The sequence below is a fragment of the Georgenia deserti genome (assembly GCF_042680605.1).
Classification (GTDB): Bacteria; Actinomycetota; Actinomycetes; order Actinomycetales; family Actinomycetaceae; genus Allobogoriella; species Allobogoriella deserti.
The window spans coordinates 276,580-297,294 of sequence record NZ_JBHUEE010000002.1 but is presented as its reverse complement, the minus strand read 5'-3'; the positions used below and the strand labels follow the sequence as shown (position 1 = coordinate 297,294).

Here is a 20,715-nt window from a genome sequence, read left to right as displayed (position 1 = left end):
ACGCACAGACACAGTCCGACGACGACCGACGTCGCCCCGGCGGGCGCCAGGTGGCGCGGACGAACCGGTACCGCGCCACTAATAGGCTTGGCCACCATGACCCGCATCCTCTCCGCTCTGGCCTGGCCGTATGCCAACGGGCCGCGCCACATCGGGCATGTCGCCGGATTCGGTGTGCCGGCCGACGTCTTCTCCCGCTATATGCGCATGGCTGGTCACGACGTCCTCATGGTCTCCGGAACCGACGAGCACGGCACCCCGATCCTGGTCGCCGCCGACGCCGCCGGGGTGAGCGCGAAGGAGCTCGCGGACACGAACAACCGGCTCATCGTCGAGGACCTGGCCGCCCTCGGCCTGAGCTACGACCTGTTCACCCGCACCACGACCGGCAATCACTACGCCGTCGTGCAGCAGATGTTCCGCACCGTGCGGGACAACGGATACATGGTCGAGCAGGTCACCAAGGGCGCGGTCAGCCCGTCCACCGGACGCACGCTGCCGGACAGGTACATCGAGGGGACCTGCCCGATCTGTGGCGCCCCGGACGCTCGCGGCGACCAGTGCGACACCTGCGGCAACCAGCTGGACCCGACCGACCTCATCAATCCGCGGAGCCGCATCAACGGTGAGATCCCGGAGTTCGTCGAGACCTCGCACTACTTCCTCGACCTGCCCGCGCTCGCCGAGGCGCTCGGTGCCTGGCTGGACGAGCGGGAGGCCTCCGGCTCGTGGCGTCCCAACGTCATCCGCTTCTCCAAGCACATCCTGGAGGAGATCCGACCGCGCGCGATGACTCGTGACATCGATTGGGGCATCCCCGTGCCCGGGTGGGAGGACCAGCCCACCAAGCGCCTCTACGTCTGGTTCGACGCCGTCATCGGCTATCTGTCCGCCTCGATCGAGTGGGCCCGCCGCAGCGGCGACCCGGACGCCTGGCGGCACTGGTGGAACGACCCGGACGCCCTGTCCTACTACTTCATGGGCAAGGACAACATCGTCTTCCACTCCCAGATCTGGCCGGCCGAACTGCTCGCTCAGAACGGGGAGGGGGCCAAGGGCGGCGAGCCCGGCACCTACGGGCGCCTCAACCTGCCCACCGAGGTCGTCTCCAGCGAGTTCCTCACGATGGAGGGAAAGAAGTTCTCCTCCTCACGCGGCGTTGTCATCTATGTCCGTGACGTGCTCTCCCGGTACCAGACGGACGCGCTGCGCTACTTCATCTCGGCGGCCGGCCCGGAGACCCAGGACGCCGACTTCACCTGGGCCGAGTTCGTCCGCCGAACCAACGGCGAGCTCGTCGCCGGGTGGGGCAATCTCGTCAACCGCACGGCCTCGATGATCGCCAAGAGCTTCGGCGAGATCCCCGAGCCCGGTGAGCTCCAGGAGATCGACACCGCGCTGCTCGAGCAGATCCGGAGCGGGTTCGGTCACGTCGGTGATCTCATCGCCCGGCACCGTCAGCGTGCGGCTCTCGCCGAGGCCATGCGGCTGGTCGGCGAGGCCAACACGTACGTGACGCGCACGGAGCCGTTCCGGCTCAAGGCGCCCGAGGAGCGGGAGCGCCTCGCCACCGTGCTGCACACGCTCGCGCAGGTCGCGACCGACCTCAACACCATCCTCAGCCCGTTCCTGCCGCACTCCGCCAACGACGTCGACCGGGTCCTGGGCGGCAACGGCGACGTCTCGCCGCTGCCGCGGGTCGAGGAGGTCACCGACCTCGACGACCCCGACCGGGGTAGCTACGCCGTCATCACCGGTGATTACCGCCACGGCGACGGCGGATACCCCATGTGGCGGTCGCGGCCGGTCACGCCCGGCACTCCGGTGGCCAAGCCGAAGCCGGTGTTCACCAAGCTGGATGAGGCGATCGTGGACGAGGAACTCGCTCGCCTCACCTCCGCGGGCGAGTAACCACATGAGCACAAAGAAGCACCGCGGCTGGCCTGCGGACCCCGAACCCCTGCCCGCACCGGTTGTCGACAACCACACGCATCTACCGGTGCTGGACGACGACGGCCGGCCCGTGGACGAGTTCGACGTCGCCCTCCCGCCGGGCGAAGCACCCATGACGACGGCGCAGCAGGTCGCCCGCGCGGCCCGCGCCGGCGTCACCCGTCTGCTCACCGTCGGGTGCGACGTGCCGTCTCTCGAGGGCACCGTGGCCCTCGCCCGCGCGCACGATGCCGTCGCGGCCGCCGTGGCCATCCACCCGAACGAGGCGCCCCTGCACGCCGGAGTCCGCGAGGTCGCGCCCGACGGCCTGGACCCTGCCGTCCGCGAGCACCACGCTCTTCCCCTCGAGGATGCCGTCGCCCGGGTTGCCGACCTCGCCACGGATCCGCGCGTCGTCGCGGTGGGGGAGAGCGGCCTCGACTTCTTCCGCACCGGCGAGCAAGGCAGGCCGCATCAGGTGCGCGCATTCCGCGATCACATCGCGCTGGCGAAGGAGCTCGGCAAGCCCCTGCAGATCCACGACCGCGAAGCCCACGAGGCGGTCGTGGAGATCCTGCTCGCCGACGGCGCCCCCGAGCGCACCGTCTTCCACTGCTTCTCCGGCGACGTCGAGCTCGCCCGCACGTGCGCCGCCCAGGGCTGGTACGTCTCGGTGGCTGGGCCGGTCACGTTCAAAAGCAACGACGCCGGACGTGCCGCCCTGCGCGAGGTTCCGGCGGAGCTCGTCCTCGTCGAGACCGATGCGCCGTACCTCACCCCGGCCCCGTTCCGCGGGCACCCGAACGCCTCCTACGTCATGCCGCTGACCGTCCGTGCGATCGCCGAGCAGTGGGCCGACCTGGGCTACGACCTCACTGCCACGTGCGAGCGTCTCGCGGCCACGACCGACGCCGTCTACGGGCGTTGGTAGGCGTCACAACTGTCACATCAGTCCCACAGATCACACCTGTCACTGCAGGTCAGCGATGTGCGCCATCGCACGCCTTCCTGAAGGGGCCTGCGCTTCCCCTGAGATAACGGATCGGTTACGGTCGGCGGGATCCGTCTTCCCTCCGGACAGGACCAGAACGCCGTGGCACCATCCCACTCCGAGCGCGACGACCTCGCGCCGACCGAGAACCTGACTGTGACCAAGACTCCTCAGCCCGAGACCCGCCGCGCTCGCCGACTCGCCGAGAAGCGCCGGCGCGCCGTCGGCGCCTTCGGAATGCCGGGGCCCGCCGTCAAGACGCTGCGCCTCGGCGTCCTCGGCGCGGTCGTCGTCGGCACGGGTGCCTTCACGGTCAGCCAGGTCTCCGCCTCCCCGCGCGTGACCGACCCGCACGACCTCGCCGCCGTCGAGGCCGGAACCCTCAGCCTGCGCGACGGCGGTTCCGTCGCGTCCCGCTCGCAGATGGCCGGCCGGACTGCCCTCGAGGCTGACGGCGCCCACACCTTCAGCGTCGTCGTCGACGGTCAGACCCGTGAGATCACCTCGACGGCCGACTCCCTGGGCGAAGCACTCGCCGAGGCCGGCATTGTCATCGGTGCGGACGACGTCGTCAGCGCCCCGCTGGCCGACGCCGTCCCTGCCGGTGAACAGATCACGGTCCAGCGGGCGACGACCGACCACGTCACCGAGCGCGAGGTCGACGAGTTCGAGGTCGTCGAGGAGGAGGACCCCTCATTGCCCGAGGGGGAGCGTGAGGTCGAGGTCGAGGGCCGCGACGGCGTGACGACCTCCACCTACCGCGTGGTCACGGCCGGAGGTGAGGAGATCTCCCGGCAGCTCGTCGCCACCGTCGAGACCAGCGAGCGGCGCGACAAGGTCGTGCGCATCGGCACCGGCGAAGAAGAGTCGGTGCTCGCCGAGGAGGCCGAGGACTCGGTCGGTGCGAGCGGCGGCTCCTACTCCGGTGACCCGCGCTCCATCGCCCAGCAGATGCTGCCCGACTTCGGTTGGGGCGCGGACCAGTTCTCCTGCCTGGACAGCCTCTGGCAGCGCGAGTCGAACTGGAACCCCTCGGCGCAGAATCCGTCCTCGGGCGCTTACGGCATCCCGCAGGCACTGCCCGGCAGCAAGATGGCCAGCGCGGGCTCCGACTGGGCGACCAACCCGGCCACCCAGATCGAATGGGGCCTGGGCTACATCCAGGGCCGGTACGGTTCGCCCTGCGGCGCCTGGGGCCACAGCCAGAGCAACGGCTGGTACTGACCTGGCGCCGGTCCGGCAGCGCCCGCTTACCGCACCTACCACCTGCTGTGGCGAACCACACCTGGACCCGCGGTAACGGTTCGGTTACAGTCGTCCCCGGTTCGCCCTTCCCGTCTTGCGAACTCCCGACCAGGACAACCGGATCGGACCGGTCGTCGGGCCGTGCTCCGCACGCGCGAGGATCCCTCCTCTTCGCCCGCCGTCACTCCGTGCCGGGACAGCACGATCACGAAGGACACTCGTGAGCCAGAACACCACCCCCGAGCCCACAGACGCAGCGCCCCCGCAGCACGCGCAGCCACGCCGGCGTCGCCGCAGCCTCTGGCTCGCGCTGGCACTGGTCCCCGTGCTCGTCGGCGGCGGCGCCGTGGCTGCTCAGGCCCACAAGACCGTCGAACTCGAGGTCGACGGTGAGTCCCGGACCGTGACCACATGGGCCGGCTCCGTCGACGGGCTGCTCCGCGATCAGGGCATCGACGTCGGCGAGCACGACCTGCTCGCACCGGGCGCGGACGCCGCCCTCGACGAGGGGGCCGAGATCGTGGTCCGCTCCGCCCAGCAGGTCTCCGTCCAGGTCGATGGCGAGCAGCGCCAGGTGTGGACCACCGCGATGAGCCAGGCCGACCTCGTCTCCAGTCTTCACGAGTCCGGTCGCGAGGTGACGTTGAGCGCCTCACGGTCGCTGGACCGGTCAGCCCTGGAGCTCCCGCTCGTCGTCGACGGCGAGGCCCTCGTACGTGCCGACGGCGAGGAGACCCGCGTCGAGCTCGAGGGCGAGGCCACCGTCCGCGACGCACTCGAGCAGGCCGAGGTCGAGGTGGACCGCAGCGACCATGTGCGCGTCAGCTCGGCCGCCGACGGCACCCCGGTCGTGTCCGTGACCCGGGTGGAGCGGGACCGCCGCACGGAGACCGAGCGGATCGACTTCGACACCGTCCGCCAGGCCGACGACTCGATGTACGAGGGCGAGACCCGCGTCGTCCAGGAAGGACGGCCCGGCGAGCGCACCCGGACCTTCGGCGTCATCGAGGTCGGCGGCGAGCAGCGCACCAACGTGCTGCTGAGCAACGAGGTCACCCGCGAGCCGGTCGACCGCATCATCGCCTACGGCACGGCCGAGCGGCCCGCGCCGGAGCCAGAGCCGGAGCCCGAGCCGGCACCGTCCTCGGGCGGCGGATCCTCGAGCTCCGGTGGCTCCTCCGGCTCCTCGTCTGGCGGTTCGAGCGATTCCAGCGACTCGGCCGAGGCGGGCGGCAGCTCGGTGCCGAGCGACGTGTGGAGTCAGCTCGCCCAGTGCGAGTCGGGCGGCGACCCGACGACGAACACCGGCAACGGCTACTACGGCATGTACCAGTTCACCCTCTCCACCTGGCAGTCGGTGGGCGGCAGCGGGCTGCCGAGCGAAGCCTCAGCCGCCGAGCAGACCATGCGCGCACAGATCCTTCAGCAGCGCGCCGGTTGGGGGCAGTGGCCGCACTGCGCCGCACAGCTCGGCCTGCTGTGACCCGGGCGGGCCGCCGACCGGCGGCCCGCCTCGTCCCGCCCGGAGGTCTCACCGCGATCTCACGGATGCGTGGGTCGCTCGTGCGAGGCGTGGGTGACCGGCTCGATCTGGAACGTCGAGTGCTCGACGGCCACAGCGAAGTGCGTGGCGACGCACTCCTGGAGCTGGTCGAGGATGCGCGCCGCGTGCCCGTCGGTGAAGCACTCCTCGTCGACCACCACGTGGGCGCTGAGCACCGGCAGGCCGGTGGCGATGAGCGAAGCGTGCACGTCGTGGACGTCGCGCACGTGCTCGACCTCGAGCAGGTGAACACGGACACGGTCGAGATCCAGGCGGGGCGGCACCGACTCGAGCAGGACCGAGGTCGTCTCGCGGAGCAGCCGGGCGGCGCGGGGCAGGATGAGCGCACCGATGGCCAGCGCGGCGACTGCGTCCGCGCGTAACCATCCGGTGGTGACGATGACGAGCGCGGCGATGACGACGCCGGCCGAGCCGAGGGCGTCGTTGAGCACCTCGAGGAAGGCCGCCCGGAGGTTGAAGCTGCCGCGGCGCTGGGGGGCCAGGACGGCGATCGCCGCAACGTTCCCCGCAAGAGAGATCGCGCCGAAGACCACGAGATCGCCGGCCGGCAGGTCCGGGGGATCGATGAGGCGGCCCACAGCCTCGATGAGGACGTAGACCCCGACGCCGAACAGCACCGCAGCCTGGGCGAAGGCGGCCAGGACCTCGGCTCGGCGATAGCCCCACGTCCGCCGGGACGTCGCCGGACGCATCGAGAGCCTGGCGGCGAACAAGGCCAGCGCCAGCGAGGCGGTGTCGGTCAGCCCGTGGGCGGTGTCGACGAGCAGCGCCAGGCTTCCGGTCAGCAGCGCACCCGCGGCCTGCACGACCAGCACCGTCGCGCTGATGCCGAAGGCGATCGTCAGCCGCCCCGAACCACTGCCCGCCACGTCAGCTCCCGGCGGGTCGCGCGTGACCGTGCCGATGGTCGCGCCCCTCGCCCAGGACGTGCTGCGCCTGGAGGACGGCCTCGGTGACGAGGTGGCCGGCGTGCTCGTCCACCAGCGAGTAGAAGGCCCGGTTGCCGGCGTGCCGCGCGCGCACGATCCGCCCCCACCGCAGCTTGGCCAGGTGCTGGGAGACCGCGGTCGGGGACTTGCCGACGGCGCCGGCGAGGTCGTTGACCGACATCTCGCCCGGGCGCAACGCCAGGATGATCCGGATCCGCGTGACGTCGGAGAGCAACGAGAAGACCTCGGCGGCGACGTCGGCGTACTCGCTGTCCACCGCGATCGGCTCGTCAGACCACGCCGCGTCACGTGGCGAAGTCGCAGCAAGCTTCGTATCTTCGTGCATGCGCAGATACTAGACCGGACAGGTCGGCACCGTCACGACCTCGTACCCTCACCGGGTGACCTCACCTCAGCCCGGGCTGCTCGGCATCGCCGACATCCGCCGCCTCGCCGACGCGCTCGGTGTGCGGCCCACCAAGACGCTGGGGCAGAACTTCGTTCACGACGCCGGGACCGTGCGGCGGATCGTCACGGCCGCAGACGTGGGGCCGGGCGACGTCGTCCTCGAGATCGGCCCCGGGCTCGGATCGCTCACCCTCGCCCTGGTGGAGGCGGGGGCCGAGGTGGTCGCCGTCGAGATCGACCCCGCCCTCGCCGCCGCGCTGCCCGGCACCGTCGCCGAGCGGATGCCCGAGGCCGCCGGCCGGCTGCACGTGCTCCACGCCGACGCGTTGAGCCTGACCGGACCGGACATGCTGCCCGGTGGAGCCCCGCCACCGGACAAGCTCGTCGCCAACCTGCCCTATAACGTGGCGGTGCCCGTGCTCCTCACCGCGCTGGAGCACCTGCCGAGCGTGCGCGAGGCCCTCGTCATGGTGCAGGCCGAGGTGGCCGACCGCATCGCGGCCCCGCCCGGCACGCGCACCTACGGCGTCCCGTCGGCCAAGACGGCCTGGTACGCGGAGGCGGCACGGGCCGGCACGATCGGGCGCAGTGTCTTCTGGCCCGTGCCCAACGTCGACTCCGCGCTCGTGCGTCTGACCCGGCGCGGCCCACCGGACACGGCCGCACCACGCGAGGCCGTCTTCGCCGTCGTCGACGCCGCATTCGCCCAGCGGCGGAAGACGCTGCGCGCGGCGCTCGCCGGTTGGGCAGGCTCGGCCGCCAGAGCCGAGGAGACGATCCGCGCCGCCGGCCTCGACCCGACCCTGCGTGGGGAACGGCTTGCCATCACCGAGTTCGCGGCGATCGCCGAACAAGGCCGGCACAGCGCGGGCACCGGCGAGACATCCCGTGGCAGTCTGTCCCCGTGACCGGACTCCGTGCGGTGCACGTCAGGGCACCGGGCAAGATCAACCTGACGCTGCGCGCCGGGCTGCCTCGGGAGGACGGTTACCACCCGCTGGAGACCGTGTTCCAGGCCGTCTCGCTGTACGAGGACGTCATCGCCCGCCCCGCCGAGGACATCAGCGCCGAACTGCACGGACGCGGCGCGGACCTGGCCACCGGCCGCGAGAACCTCGCGGTGCGGGCGGCCGAGCTGCTGCGGGAGACCGCCGGCGAGGACAGCGGCGTGCACCTGAGCATCACCAAGCAGGTCCCGGTGGCCGGGGGCATGGCGGGCGGCTCCGCGGACGCTGCGGCCACGCTCATCGCGTGCGACCAGCTCTGGGGTACCGGGCTGGGCCGCGAGGAGCTGGCCGAACTCGCCGCCGAGCTCGGCGCCGACGTCCCGTTCGCCCTGACCGGGATGTCCGCCATGGGAACCGGGCGCGGTGATCTCATCAGCCCCGTGATGAGCCGAGGCCAGTACCACTGGGTCCTCGCCATCCAGGACGAGGGCCTGTCCACCCCGGAGGTCTTCGCCGAGTTCGACGCGCTCACCGGCGACGGTCCGGGGGCCGACGACGAGGACGACGCGCGCCACGGGGGGGAGGTCGTCTCCGCGCTGCTCAGCGCCGACCCTCTCGTCCTGGCCCGGACGTTGCACAACGACCTCGAGCAGGCGGCGGTCTCGCTCCGGCCGGGCCTGGCCGACGTCCTGGCCGCCGCCGACCGTGCCGGCGCGCTGGCCGCCGTCGTCTCCGGCTCCGGGCCGACGGTCGCGGCACTGGCCCTGGACGCTCCGCACGCCTCCAGCGTCGCGGACGTGCTGCGCGGCGCCGAGGTCGCGGACGAGATCCAGGTGGCCACCGGTCCGGTTCCGGGGGCGCGGGTCATCGAGCACGTCGGACGCGGCTGACGAGACGCTCCGGCTGTCGCGTATCCCACCTGCGGAAACATCTCGACCGCCGGCCGGGAATGGCCGAAGATGGTTGCTGGTTCCTTTGACGGTCGTGCGCAGCGTCGCGGCGGCTCCACCCTGCCGACCGAGGAGTTCGATGGATACGACAACGCGTGACGACCCGCCCGCGGGCCAGGCGGATGCGGAGAAGCTTCCCCGCCAACACGTGATCGTCATCGGTCTGCTGCTCGCCTCGGCGTTCGTCGTCATCCTCAACGAGACCACGATGGCCGTGGCGCTGCGGCCGATCATGGACGATCTGGACATCACGGCGAGCACCGGTCAGTGGCTGACGACCGCGTTCATGCTCACCATGGCCGTGGTCATCCCCGCCTCGGGGTTCGTCCTGCAGCGGCTCGGTACCCGGATCACCTTCATCATCGCGATGGGGCTGTTCTCCGTGGGCACGCTCCTGGCGGCGCTCGCGCCCAGCTTCTCGGCCCTGCTCGCCGGCCGTGTGGTCCAGGCGAGCGGCACTGCCGTGATGATGCCGCTGCTGATGACGACGATCATGACCATCGTGCCGGTCGGACGGCGGGGCCAGATCATGGGCAACGTCGGTCTGGTCATCTCGGCCGCCCCGGCACTCGGCCCGACCTTCTCCGGCGGGCTGGTCGGGCTGTTCGGGTGGCGCGGCGTCTTCGCGACCGTGCTTCCCATCGCGCTGATCGCGCTGGTCGTCGGCACCATCATGGTCCGGGATGTGACCGTGCGTGAGGACGTCCACCTCGACCCGATCTCGCCGGTGCTGGCGGCGTTCGGCTTCGGTGGCCTCGTCTACGGACTGTCCAGCCTGGGCGAGTCCGTCGACCACGAGCCCGTGCTCCCGCCGTTGCCGATCCTGGCGGTCGGCGTCGTCTTCCTCGCCCTGTTCGTGCTGCGCCAGCGGCGTCTCCAGGGCGGGGACCGCGTGCTGATGGACATGCGCGTGTTCACCTCGGGTCAGTTCAGCACCACGCTGACTGCCATGGTGGTGTGCATGATCTCGCTGTTCGGCGTGATCATCCTGCTGCCGCTGCTGCTCCAGGACTCGCTCGGCATGACGCCGCTGGCGTCCGGCCTCGTCGTGCTCCCCGGCGGCCTGGTCATGGGCCTCCTCGGCCCGGTGGTCGGCCGCTGGTACGACCGCGTCGGGCCCCGGCCACTGGTGCTGCCCGGGATCGCCATCGCCGTGACCGCGTTCGTGGTGCTTTCCTTCGTGCGTCCGGGGGTGCCGTGGACACTCGCGCTCGCCGGTCACGTCGTCCTCAGCGTGGGACTGGCGATGATGTTCACGCCGCTGTTCACCACGGCGCTGAGTTCTCTCGAACCGCACCTGTACTCGCACGGATCCGCGGCCGTGAACACCGTCCAGCAGCTCGCTGCGGCGGCCGGCACCGCGAGCGCCGTCGCCATCATGACGGTGCGTTCGGCGGCGTTGAAGGAGGCGGGCGCGAACCACGCCGACGCACTCGCCGGTGGCACCCGACTGTCGTTCCTCGTCGGTGCCGGGCTGCTCGTGCTGTGCGCCCTGCTGGCCGTCCGGTTCCGCAAGCCGGACACGGCGCCCGTCCCCGTCGCCGAGGCACACTGAGGAGGATGGCTCACCTCCTCGGACTGGAATCGGTCGGCGTCGTCCGCGGGGCACGCCCCGTCCTCGCCGGCGTCTCCCTGGGGCTGGACGACGGCGCCCGGGTGGGCGTCCTGGGCCGCAACGGCGCCGGTAAGTCGACGCTGCTGGCTCTGCTCGACGGCACGCTGGCACCGGACGAGGGGCGCGTCACCCGGGCGGGCGGCACCCGGGTGGTCACCGTCGGCCAATCCGATACCCTGCCGGGCGGCACCGTCCGCGAGGTCGTGCACCCCGCGGCGGCCGATCACGAATGGGCCTCGCAGGCCCACGTGCGAGAGATACACGCCGGTCTCCTCGCCGACGTCGGCCTCGACGCCGAGGTCTCCGCGCTCTCCGGCGGTCAACGACGGCGGGTGGCGCTGGCGCGGGCGTTGACCCAGGACGCCGAGGTGCTCGTCCTCGACGAGCCGACGAACCATCTCGACGTCGAAGGCGTCGACTGGCTCGCACGTCACCTGCAGGGCCGGTTCGGCCGCGGACGTGGTGCACTCGTCGTCGTCACCCACGACCGGTGGTTCCTCGACGCGGTCTGCACCCGCATCTGGGACGTCGTCGCCGGGCACGACGGCCCCGGCGGGCGGGCGCCCGTTCCGGGACGGGTGGAAGCCTACGACGGCGGCTATGCGGCCTACGTCCTCGCACGCGCCGAGCGTGAGCGTCGTGCCGCGGCGGCTGCCGACAAGCGCGCGAACCTGCTGCGCAAGGAGCTCGCGTGGCTACGGCGGGGCGCTCCGGCGCGGACCTCGAAACCGAAGTTCCGGCTGGATGCCGCGGCCGAGCTCATCGCCGACGAACCGCCGCCGCGGGACCGGCTCGAGCTCACCCGGATGGCCACCACCCGTCTCGGCAAGGACGTCCTCGACCTCGAGGACGCCAGCCTCACCTACCCCACCGACGACGGCGAGCACACGGTGCTCGACCACGTCACCTGGCGTCTCGCACCGGGAGAGCGGGTCGGTCTGATCGGCGTCAACGGCGCGGGCAAGACCACCCTGCTCCGGTTGCTGGCGGGGAGCCTGGAGCCCACCGGCGGGCGGGTCCGGCGAGGCAAGACGGTCCGGGTGCGCACACTCTCGCAGGAGGCGAAGGAACTCGACGCCGTCGCCCACCGGCGGGTGGTCGAGGCCGTCGAGGAGGTCCGGGCACGGGTCGAGGTGGGCGGCAAGGAGCTCACGGCCGCCCAGCTCACCGAGCGGCTGGGGTTCACGCGCGAACGGGCGTGGACGCCCGTGCGCGACCTGTCCGGTGGCGAGCGGCGCCGCCTCCAGCTACTGCGGCTGCTCGTCGACGAACCCAACGTGCTGCTGCTGGACGAGCCGACGAACGATCTGGACACCGACACCCTCGCCGCCGTCGAGGACCTGCTGGACTCTTGGCCGGGGACGCTCGTCGTCGTCTCGCACGACCGGTACCTGCTCGAGCGCGTCACCGACCACCAGCTCGCCCTGCTCGGCGACGGCAAGCTGCGCGACCTGCCGGGCGGCGTCGAGGAGTACCTCCGGTTGCGGCGGGAGGACGAGGCCTCGGCAGCGCCGGGCGGATCCGGAGCACAGGCCCCTGGACCGGAGGACGGCGGGGCCGTGTCCGGCGACGTGACAGCGTCCGGCCCCAGCCCCGCCGAGCGGCGCGCCGCGAAGAAGGAGATGGCGCGGGTCGAGCGGCAGCTCGAGAAGGCGGCGGCCCGGGTGGCGCAGCTGCACGAGCAGCTCGCCGACGCGTCCGCCGCGGGTGACGTCGACGCCCTGGCGCGCCTGACCCGCGAGACGCGCGAGGCGGAGGATGTCCACGCCGAGCTCGAGGAACAGTGGCTGTACGCCGCCGAGGCGGCGGGATGATCGGTGTGGCGCGGTCTCGATCCACGAGCTCGACTGGCTCCGGGTCGCGGCGTCCCTGAGGAATCTCGCCTTTCACCTGCTCGACAAGCCGCACCTGCGCGGGACCGACTCGATCGGTGAAGGCTGGGTCGCGCGTGAGCTGGAGACGCTGCGTGACCTGGCAGCGACGCTCGAGACGTAGGACGTCGCGATCACCTGGTCGGGTCCTGGCAACGCCGCCGAGGCGGGCAGAGTAGAGCCGTGAGCACGAGCGAGAAGGCACGGGGGAGGCCGACTGCTGACGGTGTGCGCGCGGCACTGGAGGCGGCGTCCTGCGAGACCGAGCGCGCGAAGATCCGCAAACGGGTGACCGACCCGCACACCGAGGTCATCGGTGTCCGCATGAAGACCGTGTTCGACATCGCCAAGGACCGCACCCCGATGCCGCTGGACGAGGTCGATCGTCTGCTCGGGTCGGACGCCTACGAGATGCGGATGGTCGCGGTGAGCATCCTGGACTTCATGGCGCGCTCGCGACGTTGCACCGAGGCGGACCGTGCCGCGATGTACGGACTGTGGATGCGCAGACTCGACCGGATCAACACCTGGGACTACATCGACCGCGCCGCGCCGCGGGTCATCGGCGGCTACCTCCTCGACAAGCCACGGGACGTGCTCGTGGACCTGGCTCGCTCCGATGACCTCTGGCATCGGCGGACCGCGATCACCGCCGCGTTCTCGATCATCCGGGCGGGAGATCTCGACGATCCGCTGGCGCTGTGCGAGATCCTTGCCGCGGACCCCGAGCACTTCGTGCAGACGAACGTCGGCGTCGCACTGCGGGAGATCGGTCGGGTCGACCGGTCACGCCTCGAGGAGTTCTTGGGGCGGCGTGGGGAGGACCTCAGGGCGCACGCGCGGCGGGTGGCGCGTACCGCGCTCACCTGAAGCGCTGCGCCGTCGTCAGCCCTGGGGTGGGTTTGTCGGGCTTCCTCGGCTCCGCTGCAGGCGGGTGCTCGTTCCTCGCCCCCACCTTCCGCTGCGCCGTCGTCAGCCCTCGAACTGGAGTAGCAGGGCGCGCAGCGCCGCGATCACCTGGTCGGTGGTCTCCTCCGGCAACGCCGCCAGCAGTTCGTGCTCCGAGGCCAGGAGCTGGGACATGGTGGCGTCCACCCGGGCTCGCCCCTCCTCGGTGAGGCGGACCTTCACCACCCGGCGGTCGGCGGCGTCGGTGGACCGGACCACCAGGCCGTGGGCCACCATCCGGTCGATGCGGTTCGTCATCGTGCCCGAGGACACCAGCGTCTCCGCGATGAGCCGCCCCGGCGTCAGTTCGTACGGTTCTCCCGAGCGACGCAGTGCGGAGAGGACATCGAACTCCCAGGCTTCGACGCCGTTGTCCGCGAACGCCTGACGGCGCGTCAGGTCCAACTGCCGCGCGAGCCGGCTCACGCGCGAGAAGACGTGCAGGGGGAGCGGGTGCAGATCGGGTCGTTCGCGCTGCCACGCCTCGACGATCCGGTCGACTTCGTCCCGTGGCGCGCTGACCGTCCCGTCACGGGTCGGCTGCAGAGCGTCCATCCCCCGAGATTACTCGACGTCGAGATAAGTGGGCGGTGCCCGCCGCGGACGTCACCGCGGTCGTTGCGGTCCGGGCCCCCGGTCGTCGACGGGATCACCACGTCGCTGTGCAGTCGAGGACTGCGCCCCGCGGGAGAGACGTGGCACCTTTTCCAGCCCGGCCAACCCGTTCCAGGTCAGGTTCACGATGTGCGCCGCGACCTCGGCCTTCTCCGGCTGACGCGCCTCCAGCCACCACTGGCCGGTCAGCGCGATGAGCCCCACGAGCATCTGCGCGTACATCGGCGCAGCGGCCGGGTCGAGGCGCCGGAGCCGGAACTGCTCCGCGAGCAGGTGCTCGACCTGGCTGGCCACGTCACCGATGAGCGAGGAGAAGGTTCCGGTCGCCTGCGCGACGGGGGAGTCACGCACGAGGATCCGGAAGCCGTCGGTGTTGTCCTCGATGTAGTCCAGCAGGGCCAGGGCCGCCCGCTCGACGATGAGCTTGGGATGGCCGCCGGAGCTGAGCTGCTCCGTGAGCATGCCGAGCAGGGTCTGCACCTCGCGGTCGACGACGACGGCGTAGATGCCCTCCTTCCCCCCGAAGTGTTCGTAGACCACCGGTTTGGACACCTTGGCCCGCGCGGCGATCTCTTCCACGGACGTCCCCTCGAAACCCTTGGACGCGAAGAGTTCGCGCGAGATGCGCACGAGCTGCTCGCGGCGCTGGCTTCCGGTCATCCGCACGCGGGACGAGGACTTCTCCCTGGGGGTCATCCCGTCCATCATGCCCTGTCGCTTCCGGCGACCGTTCGCCCGGGCCACGGGCAGACGGCCCTACGCGGACCGGTTCCGACTTTGGGTGGAGGCGAGGCCGAGCCGTTCGGCGGAGCCCGCCGCCGGGCCCGGTCCGTAGCCTGGGGCAGCGTGGGAGCTTCCGTCACGTCCGCCCGTCTCGCCGCGTCGCGACGACAGCGTGAGGTTCCGGTCGAGGTGGCCACCGGGGCACGGTTGCGGCTCTGGTCCCGCGTGTGGCGCTACCTCCTCGTCCTCGTCATCGCGATCGGCGGCTTCAGCGCCACGCTCGTCGCCGCCTTCGAGGCCGGTGACGCCGTGGTCCGCGGCTCCCTCGCCGCGCGGCTCGGCGGCCCGGAGCCGCTCGTGGTGCTCGACGCGGCCGTCGGTCTGGCGGTGATGGCCCTGCTGCCCTGGCGCCGGCGGGCTCCGGTGCTCGTCGGTGTGGTCACCGGTCTCGCCACGGGCGTGTCCGTCACCGCCGCCGGCCCTGCGACGCTCGCCGCCGTCTCGATGGCGACGGCGCGCGATCCCGTGCGGTTGGCCGTGGTCGGTGCGTCGTGGCTGACGGGTGGTCTGCTCTACGAGTACCTCGTCGTTCCGTCCGGAACGCCGTTGTGGGTCACGGTGCTCGCCGCCGTGGCCGGCTACGCGATCTGCGCCGCGATCGGCATGTACGTCGGCGCACGTCGCGAGCTCATCGCGACCCTGTACGACCGGGCGCTGACCGCCGAACGCGAACGTTCCCTGCACGTGGCGGCGGCACAGGCCGCCGAGCGCACCCGGATCGCCCGAGAGATGCACGACGTGCTCGCCCACCGGATCTCCCTCGTCGCCATGCACGCCGGTGGTCTCGCGTACCGCGCGGACCTCGGCCGTGACGAGACCCGGCAGGCCGCGACGGTCATCCAGGACACCGCCCGCCAGGCGTTGACCGAGCTGCGTCAGGTCCTCGGCGTGCTGCGCGACGACGACACCGCGGCGGTCGAGCCGCCACAGCCCACGCTCGCTCTGCTCGAGAACCTGGTCGAGGAGGTCCGGGCCGCCGGGGTCGAGGTCGAGGTGGCTTCCCTGCCGGAGAGCGGCCTCGCATCGCTGCCGCCGGTCGTCTCCCGCACCGCGTACCGCATCGTCCAGGAGGCGCTCACCAACGCGCGCAAGCACGCCCCCGGTGCGCCGGTGCGCGTGGCTGTCTCCGGCCGGCCGGGCGGTCTGCTCACGCTGGAGGTGCGCAACCGGCTCACCGACGCCGCGGGCGGCGCACCGACACCGGGGTCCGGGACCGGACTGACCGGGTTGGCCGAACGCGCAGGCCTGGCCGGTGGCACGCTTGAGCACGGCACCGAACCTGCGGCGGACGCCGGCCACGAGTTCGTCCTGCGGGCCTGGTTGCCCTGGGAAGGGGAGGAGAGATGACGGATGACGACGTCGTACGCGTCGTGGTCGTCGACGACGATCCGTTGGTGCGTGCCGGGCTGCGCCTCGTCCTCGGTGGTGACCAGCGGCTCGTCGTGGCCGGTGAGGCCGGGGACGGGCGCGAGGCCGTCACCGTCATCGAGCGCGAACGGCCCGACGTGGCGCTCATGGACATCCGGATGCCGGTCCTGGACGGACTCGCGGCCGCACGACGACTGCGCGAGCGCGGCAGCCGGGCGCGCGTCGTGGTGCTGACGACGTTCGACACCGACGAACTGGTCCTCACCGCGCTGCGCGAGGGCGCCGCGGGCTTCCTGCTCAAGGACACCCCGCCGGACGAGCTCGTCCGGGCGGTGCACCGCGTCGCCCACGGGGAGCCCATGCTCTCGCCCAGTGTCACCACCCAGCTCATCAGCGCCGTCACCGAACGCGGCGTCGGTCGGGCGCCGGCACGGGCCAAGCTCGAACGGCTCACCGAACGGGAGCGCGAGGTCGCCGTGGCGGTCGCCACCGGGCTCTCGAACGCGGAGATCGCCGCCGACCTCTACATGGGACTCGCCACAGTCAAGACGCACGTCGGCAACCTGTTCACCAAGCTGGAAGTCACCAACCGGGTGCAGATCGCCCGCCTCGTGCACGAGGCCGGCCTGTCCTGACAGGTTTCGATCCTGCCGCGGGATCCTGGCAGACTGGACGGGCGCCGCGGCCGGGTGGGCCGGCGGCGCGGTCCGCCCTGGTGTAATGGCAGCACGCAGGCCTTTGGTGCCTTGCGGTCCGGGTTCGAATCCTGGGGGCGGAGCACGACCGGTCACCGACGTTCTACAGTTGCGATGCACGATGCCCGGCCCAGGTCCCGGGCCACTTCCACCGAGGGAGCCGGCGTGAGCCACACCCGACCCGCCGCCGTCGTCGTCCTCGCGGCCGGCGAGGGCACTCGGATGAAGTCATCCGTCCCCAAGGTGCTCCATCGCATCGGCGGGCGCAGTCTGCTGCAGCACGCGCTGTCCGCGGCCCGCGGCCTCGACCCCGAACGGCTCGTCGTCGTGGTGCGGCACGAGCGCGACGCCGTCGCCGCGCACGCCCGCGCGATCGACCCGGACGTGACCATCGCGGACCAGGACGAGATCCCCGGCACCGGCCGTGCCGTCCAGTGCGCCCTCGGTGCGCTCGACGGCGCCGCGCAGGCGGCCGCCGCTGTCGAGGGCTCGGCGGCAGGCGCCGGCGGCGTCAGCGGCGCCGTCGTCGTCATGGCGGCGGACACACCGTTGTTGGACACCGCCACCCTGGGCGAACTCCTGGCGGCCCACCAGGACGACGGCAACGCCGTGACCGTCCTGAGCGCGACCGTGCCGGACCCGTACGGCTACGGACGGATCCTGCGCGAGGACGGCGCCGTCGTCGGCGTCGTCGAGGAGCGGGACGCGACCGAGGAACAGCGCGAGATCCGCGAGATCAACACCTCCACCTACGCATTCGACGCCGAGATGCTGCGCGACGCTCTCGGCTCCGTCGGCCAGGACAACGCCCAGGATGAGGTGTACCTCACCGACGTCGTCGCCCTGGCCGCACGGTCCGGCCAGGGCGTGCGGGCCATCTCCGTCGAGGACCCCTGGCTCGTCGAGGGCGTCAACGACCGCGTCCAGCTCGCTGCCCTCGGGGCCGAGCTCAACCGCCGCATCCTCGAGGGTTGGATGCGCGCCGGTGTGACCGTCGTCGACCCGGCCACGACCTGGATCGACCTGGACGTCGAACTGGGCCGCGACGTCACCGTCCTGCCCGGCACCCAGCTGTACGGCGCCACGAGCGTCGGCGACGGCTCCGCCATCGGCCCGGACACGACATTGACCGACGTGCGCGTCGGTGCGGGGGTGACGGTCTCGCGCACCCACGGCTCCGAGTCCGTCCTCGACGACGGCGCCACGGTCGGTCCGTTCGCCTACCTGCGGCCCGGCACCCGCCTCGGGTCCGACGGCAAGATCGGCACCTTCGTCGAGACGAAGAAGGCCGACATCGGCCCGGGCGCCAAGGTGCCGCACCTGACCTACGTCGGCGATGCCGAGATCGGCGAGGGCAGCAACATCGGCGCCTCATCGGTGTTCGTCAACTACGACGGCGTGCGCAAGCACCGCACCACCATCGGCCGGCACGCCCGCACTGGCTCGGACAACATGTTCGTCGCGCCGGTCACGGTCGGTGACGGCGCGTACACCGGCGCCGGCACCACGGTGCGCGAGGACGTCCCGCCCGGGGCGCTGGCGGTCTCGGGCGCCGGCCAGCGCACCATCCGCGACTGGGTCCTGCGGCGCCGGCCGGGGACCGCTTCGGCCGAGGCTGCCGAGGCCGCGCTCGCGCAGGGCGAGATGAGCCTGTCCGACCAGGCCCGCGCCGAACGGGCCGCCCAGTCCCGCGCCGGTGGCGGAGCCGGCGGGCCGGGACCCGAGCACCAGCGAGACGAGAGAACCGGGACCACCGACGAAGGGGACACCGACCGATGACGGGGATCATCGCCCACGGGGAGAAGCGACTGGTGCTGGTCAGCGGGCGGGCACACCCGCAGCTGGCCACCGACGTCGCTCGAGAGCTCGACATCGAGCTGCTGCCCACCACGGCCTACGACTTCGCCAACGGTGAGATCTACGTCCGGTTCGCCGAGTCGGTGCGCGGCACCGACGTCTTCGTGCTGCAGTCCCACACCACGCCGATCAACGAGTGGCTCATGGAGCAGCTGCTCATGATCGACGCGCTCAAGCGAGGCTCCGCCAAGCGGATCACCGTCGTCGCGCCGTTCTTCCCGTACGCGCGCCAGGACAAGAAGCACAAGGGCCGCGAGCCGATCTCCGCGCGCCTGGTGGCGGACATGTTCAAGACCGCCGGCGCGGACCGGCTGCTCAGCGTCGACATGCACGCCGCGCAGACCATGGGCTTCTTCGACGGGCCCGTCGACCATCTGTGGGCGATGCCGATCCTCACCGACTACGTCCGCACCCGGATCGACCCGTCCCAGGCCGCCGTCGTCTCCCCGGACGCCGGGCGCATCCGGGTGGCCGAGCAGTGGGCGGCCAAGCTCGGCGGCGTCCCGCTCGCGTTCGTACACAAGACCCGGGACATCTCCCGCCCGAACCAGGCCGTCGCGAACCGCGTGGTCGGCGACGTCGAGGGCCGCACCGCCATCCTCGTGGACGACCTCATCGACACCGGCGGCACCATCGCGGAGGCGGTCAAGGTGGTGCTCGCGGCCGGTGCGTCCGACGTCATGGTCGCCGCCACCCACGGCGTGCTCTCGGACCCGGCGGCCAAGCGTCTCACCGAGTCGGGCGCCCGCGAGGTCGTGGTCACCGACACCCTGCCGATCGCACCGGAGAAGCGGTTCCCGCAGCTGACCGTGCTGCCGAGCGCACCGTTGCTCGCCCGTGCCATCCGGGAGATCTTCGACGACGGATCCGTCACCTCGCTCTTCGACGGCGTCGCCTAGGCGCCGCCCGAGCGCGGCAGTTGCTGCCGAGCGCGGGCGTTCCTCGTGGCGCGCAGCGTAGGAACTGCAGCGTTCGATAAGCGCTGGCGGGTCCACAGGCACCCGGTGTCGCGACGGCATCCACATGCCCGTCGAGGTGCTCGCCGAGTCGCTGTCAGCCTGCGGCGCATGTCCTCAGTTCCCCCCTCACATATCGCGTCCCAGATCGTCACAACGCGTGGCCTCGAGCGCCTCGGTGGCGACGTCGGGGCACGGCAGGCCCGCGCTCTCGGACTGCGGACACTCCGTCGTGGAGCGTTTGTCGGGCGCGAGGTTTGGGACGCCGCGACCCGCGACGAGCGCTACCTCATGACCGTCCTCGCGACCACGCGGGCCATGCGCGAGGAACCACTTCTCTCGCACGAATCCGCGGCCGTCCTGCACGGGTTGCCGGTCGTTGGTCCCTGGCCGGGCAAGACCCACGTGCTCGTCGACTCGCCGCGCGGTGGCCGCAGCAGCGGTGCGGTCGTCCGCCACGGGGTGTCGTCGCTGCCCGACGGCGTCGAGATCGGCGGACACATCGTCACCAGTGTCGTCCGCACGGTCGTCGATCTTGCCCGCACTCGACCGTTCGTCTCGTCCCTGGCGACGGCGGATCACGCGCTCCGGACCGGCATGTGCACTCGTGACGAGCTCATGGCCGAGCTCGACGGCGTCCGTGGCCGCCGTGGTTGCCGGCGAGCAAGAGCAGTGGTGGAGCGTGCGGACCCGCGCGCCGAGTCTGTCGGCGAGTCGCTCACCCGCGCGCAGATGTACCTCCTCGGCGTGCCAGTTCCCGAGCTCCAGGTCGAGTTCCGCGACGAGGAGGGCCGGATTGGACGGGTGGACTTCTGGTGGGCGGACCGGCGCCTGGTGGGGGAGTTCGACGGCCGCGCCAAGTACGGAGCGGACGGGGGCGACCCGGGCGAGACCGTGTGGCGGGAGAAGCGCCGCGAGGACCGCCTCCGCCAGCACCCGGAGGTCAACGACGTCCTGCGTTGGATCTGGGCGGAAGCCCACGACCAGGCCCGGTTCTCGCGCGTCCTCGGTCGGGCCGGTCTGCTTCCGCCTTAGTCGACG

General features: G+C 71.8%; 18 protein-coding genes and 1 tRNA gene. 15 read left to right on the top strand and 4 right to left on the bottom strand.

The genetic code is table 11. From position 1 onward, the window contains the following. The first annotated feature begins 96 nt into the window (after window positions 1–96). The 4 genes from metG to ACFSE6_RS05010 all read left to right on the top strand — a co-directional run bounded on the left by metG (window position 97) and on the right by ACFSE6_RS05010 (window position 5,651). Window positions 97–1,911, top strand: a complete 1,815-nt coding sequence (gene metG / locus ACFSE6_RS05025; RefSeq protein WP_388002923.1) for a methionine--tRNA ligase — start codon at window positions 97–99, stop codon at window positions 1,909–1,911. Between the two features lie 4 nt (window positions 1,912–1,915). Beyond that, the gene (locus tag ACFSE6_RS05020) at window positions 1,916–2,863 is read left to right on the top strand and encodes a TatD family hydrolase (RefSeq protein ID WP_388002920.1); all 948 of its coding nucleotides are present in this window, start codon (window positions 1,916–1,918) and stop codon (window positions 2,861–2,863) included. A 162-nt stretch (window positions 2,864–3,025) separates the two neighbouring features. After that, window positions 3,026–4,147: an aggregation-promoting factor C-terminal-like domain-containing protein gene (locus tag ACFSE6_RS05015; protein WP_388002917.1), complete on the top strand. Its 1,122-nt coding sequence runs from the start codon at window positions 3,026–3,028 to the stop codon at window positions 4,145–4,147. 241 nt (window positions 4,148–4,388) lie between these two features. After that, on the top strand, window positions 4,389–5,651 hold the full coding sequence (locus ACFSE6_RS05010; protein ID WP_388002914.1) for a transglycosylase family protein: 1,263 nt from the start codon (window positions 4,389–4,391) through the stop codon (window positions 5,649–5,651). Window positions 5,652–5,710: 59 nt separating this feature from the next. Here ACFSE6_RS05010 and ACFSE6_RS05005 read toward each other — a convergent pair whose 3' ends face one another. Further along, the gene (locus tag ACFSE6_RS05005; RefSeq protein ID WP_388002911.1) at window positions 5,711–6,601 is read right to left on the bottom strand and encodes a cation diffusion facilitator family transporter; all 891 of its coding nucleotides are present in this window, start codon (window positions 6,599–6,601) and stop codon (window positions 5,711–5,713) included. Between the two features lies 1 nt (window position 6,602). Continuing rightward, window positions 6,603–7,007, bottom strand: a complete 405-nt coding sequence (locus ACFSE6_RS05000; RefSeq protein WP_388002908.1) for an ArsR/SmtB family transcription factor — start codon at window positions 7,005–7,007, stop codon at window positions 6,603–6,605. 55 nt (window positions 7,008–7,062) lie between these two features. Between ACFSE6_RS05000 and rsmA the strand changes: the two genes are divergently transcribed. The 5 genes from rsmA (at window position 7,063) to ACFSE6_RS04975 (ending at window position 13,322) form a co-directional block, all read left to right on the top strand. Then, window positions 7,063–7,977, top strand: coding sequence for a 16S rRNA (adenine(1518)-N(6)/adenine(1519)-N(6))-dimethyltransferase RsmA (rsmA, locus tag ACFSE6_RS04995; protein WP_388002905.1), 915 nt, complete (start codon window positions 7,063–7,065; stop codon window positions 7,975–7,977). After that, the gene (locus ACFSE6_RS04990; RefSeq protein WP_388002902.1) at window positions 7,974–8,906 is read left to right on the top strand and encodes a 4-(cytidine 5'-diphospho)-2-C-methyl-D-erythritol kinase; all 933 of its coding nucleotides are present in this window, start codon (window positions 7,974–7,976) and stop codon (window positions 8,904–8,906) included. The genes rsmA and ACFSE6_RS04990 overlap by 4 nt, the downstream gene beginning before the upstream one ends. A gap of 139 nt (window positions 8,907–9,045) precedes the next feature. Then, the gene (locus ACFSE6_RS04985) at window positions 9,046–10,521 is read left to right on the top strand and encodes a DHA2 family efflux MFS transporter permease subunit (RefSeq protein ID WP_388002899.1); all 1,476 of its coding nucleotides are present in this window, start codon (window positions 9,046–9,048) and stop codon (window positions 10,519–10,521) included. Between the two features lie 5 nt (window positions 10,522–10,526). Next, complete coding sequence (locus ACFSE6_RS04980; protein WP_388002896.1) at window positions 10,527–12,395, top strand: ABC-F family ATP-binding cassette domain-containing protein; 1,869 nt, start codon at window positions 10,527–10,529, stop codon at window positions 12,393–12,395. A gap of 240 nt (window positions 12,396–12,635) precedes the next feature. Then, a complete protein-coding gene (locus ACFSE6_RS04975) occupies window positions 12,636–13,322 on the top strand; it encodes a DNA alkylation repair protein (RefSeq protein ID WP_388002893.1) in 687 nt (228 codons plus the stop codon). A gap of 102 nt (window positions 13,323–13,424) precedes the next feature. Here ACFSE6_RS04975 and ACFSE6_RS04970 read toward each other — a convergent pair whose 3' ends face one another. Both ACFSE6_RS04970 and ACFSE6_RS04965 read right to left on the bottom strand, forming a co-directional pair. Further along, window positions 13,425–13,955, bottom strand: a complete 531-nt coding sequence (locus tag ACFSE6_RS04970; RefSeq protein WP_388002890.1) for a MarR family winged helix-turn-helix transcriptional regulator — start codon at window positions 13,953–13,955, stop codon at window positions 13,425–13,427. A gap of 51 nt (window positions 13,956–14,006) precedes the next feature. Further along, complete coding sequence (locus ACFSE6_RS04965; RefSeq protein ID WP_388004030.1) at window positions 14,007–14,675, bottom strand: TetR/AcrR family transcriptional regulator; 669 nt, start codon at window positions 14,673–14,675, stop codon at window positions 14,007–14,009. A gap of 186 nt (window positions 14,676–14,861) precedes the next feature. Between ACFSE6_RS04965 and ACFSE6_RS04960 the strand changes: the two genes are divergently transcribed. The 6 genes from ACFSE6_RS04960 to ACFSE6_RS04935 all read left to right on the top strand — a co-directional run bounded on the left by ACFSE6_RS04960 (window position 14,862) and on the right by ACFSE6_RS04935 (window position 20,709). Further along, window positions 14,862–16,145, top strand: a complete 1,284-nt coding sequence (locus ACFSE6_RS04960) for a sensor histidine kinase (protein WP_388002886.1) — start codon at window positions 14,862–14,864, stop codon at window positions 16,143–16,145. Continuing rightward, window positions 16,142–16,801 (top strand): response regulator, encoded by a 660-nt coding sequence (locus ACFSE6_RS04955; RefSeq protein ID WP_388002883.1) that lies wholly within the window; start codon window positions 16,142–16,144, stop codon window positions 16,799–16,801. Before ACFSE6_RS04960 ends, ACFSE6_RS04955 begins: the two co-directional genes overlap by 4 nt. A 71-nt stretch (window positions 16,802–16,872) precedes the next feature. Beyond that, window positions 16,873–16,944 (top strand) — tRNA-Gln (locus tag ACFSE6_RS04950). Between the two features lie 82 nt (window positions 16,945–17,026). Next, window positions 17,027–18,640 carry a bifunctional UDP-N-acetylglucosamine diphosphorylase/glucosamine-1-phosphate N-acetyltransferase GlmU gene (gene glmU, locus ACFSE6_RS04945; RefSeq protein ID WP_388002880.1) on the top strand — a complete coding sequence of 538 codons (1,614 nt, stop codon included), beginning with the start codon at window positions 17,027–17,029 and terminating at the stop codon, window positions 18,638–18,640. Then, window positions 18,637–19,617 carry a ribose-phosphate diphosphokinase gene (locus tag ACFSE6_RS04940; RefSeq protein WP_388002877.1) on the top strand — a complete coding sequence of 327 codons (981 nt, stop codon included), beginning with the start codon at window positions 18,637–18,639 and terminating at the stop codon, window positions 19,615–19,617. Before glmU ends, ACFSE6_RS04940 begins: the two co-directional genes overlap by 4 nt. Before the next feature lie 168 nt (window positions 19,618–19,785). Next, a complete protein-coding gene (locus tag ACFSE6_RS04935; RefSeq protein ID WP_388002874.1) occupies window positions 19,786–20,709 on the top strand; it encodes a hypothetical protein in 924 nt (307 codons plus the stop codon). Window positions 20,710–20,715 lie beyond the last annotated feature (6 nt).

What these genes read in the sequence shown, in the direction of transcription:
- metG (WP_388002923.1), top strand. Translation starts at nt 97, where the DNA reads ATGACCCGCATCCTCTCCGCTCTGGCCTGGCCGTATGCCAACGGGCCG.
- ACFSE6_RS04985 (WP_388002899.1), top strand. Translation starts at nt 9,046, where the DNA reads ATGGATACGACAACGCGTGACGACCCGCCCGCGGGCCAGGCGGATGCG.
- ACFSE6_RS04935 (WP_388002874.1), top strand. Translation starts at nt 19,786, where the DNA reads ATGTCCTCAGTTCCCCCCTCACATATCGCGTCCCAGATCGTCACAACG.
- ACFSE6_RS05000 (WP_388002908.1), bottom strand. Translation starts at nt 7,007, where the DNA reads ATGCACGAAGATACGAAGCTTGCTGCGACTTCGCCACGTGACGCGGCG.
- ACFSE6_RS04955 (WP_388002883.1), top strand. Translation starts at nt 16,142, where the DNA reads ATGACGGATGACGACGTCGTACGCGTCGTGGTCGTCGACGACGATCCG.
- ACFSE6_RS05020 (WP_388002920.1), top strand. Translation starts at nt 1,916, where the DNA reads ATGAGCACAAAGAAGCACCGCGGCTGGCCTGCGGACCCCGAACCCCTG.
- ACFSE6_RS04980 (WP_388002896.1), top strand. Translation starts at nt 10,527, where the DNA reads ATGGCTCACCTCCTCGGACTGGAATCGGTCGGCGTCGTCCGCGGGGCA.
- ACFSE6_RS04965 (WP_388004030.1), bottom strand. Translation starts at nt 14,675, where the DNA reads ATGACCGGAAGCCAGCGCCGCGAGCAGCTCGTGCGCATCTCGCGCGAA.
- ACFSE6_RS04970 (WP_388002890.1), bottom strand. Translation starts at nt 13,955, where the DNA reads ATGGACGCTCTGCAGCCGACCCGTGACGGGACGGTCAGCGCGCCACGG.
- ACFSE6_RS04940 (WP_388002877.1), top strand. Translation starts at nt 18,637, where the DNA reads ATGACGGGGATCATCGCCCACGGGGAGAAGCGACTGGTGCTGGTCAGC.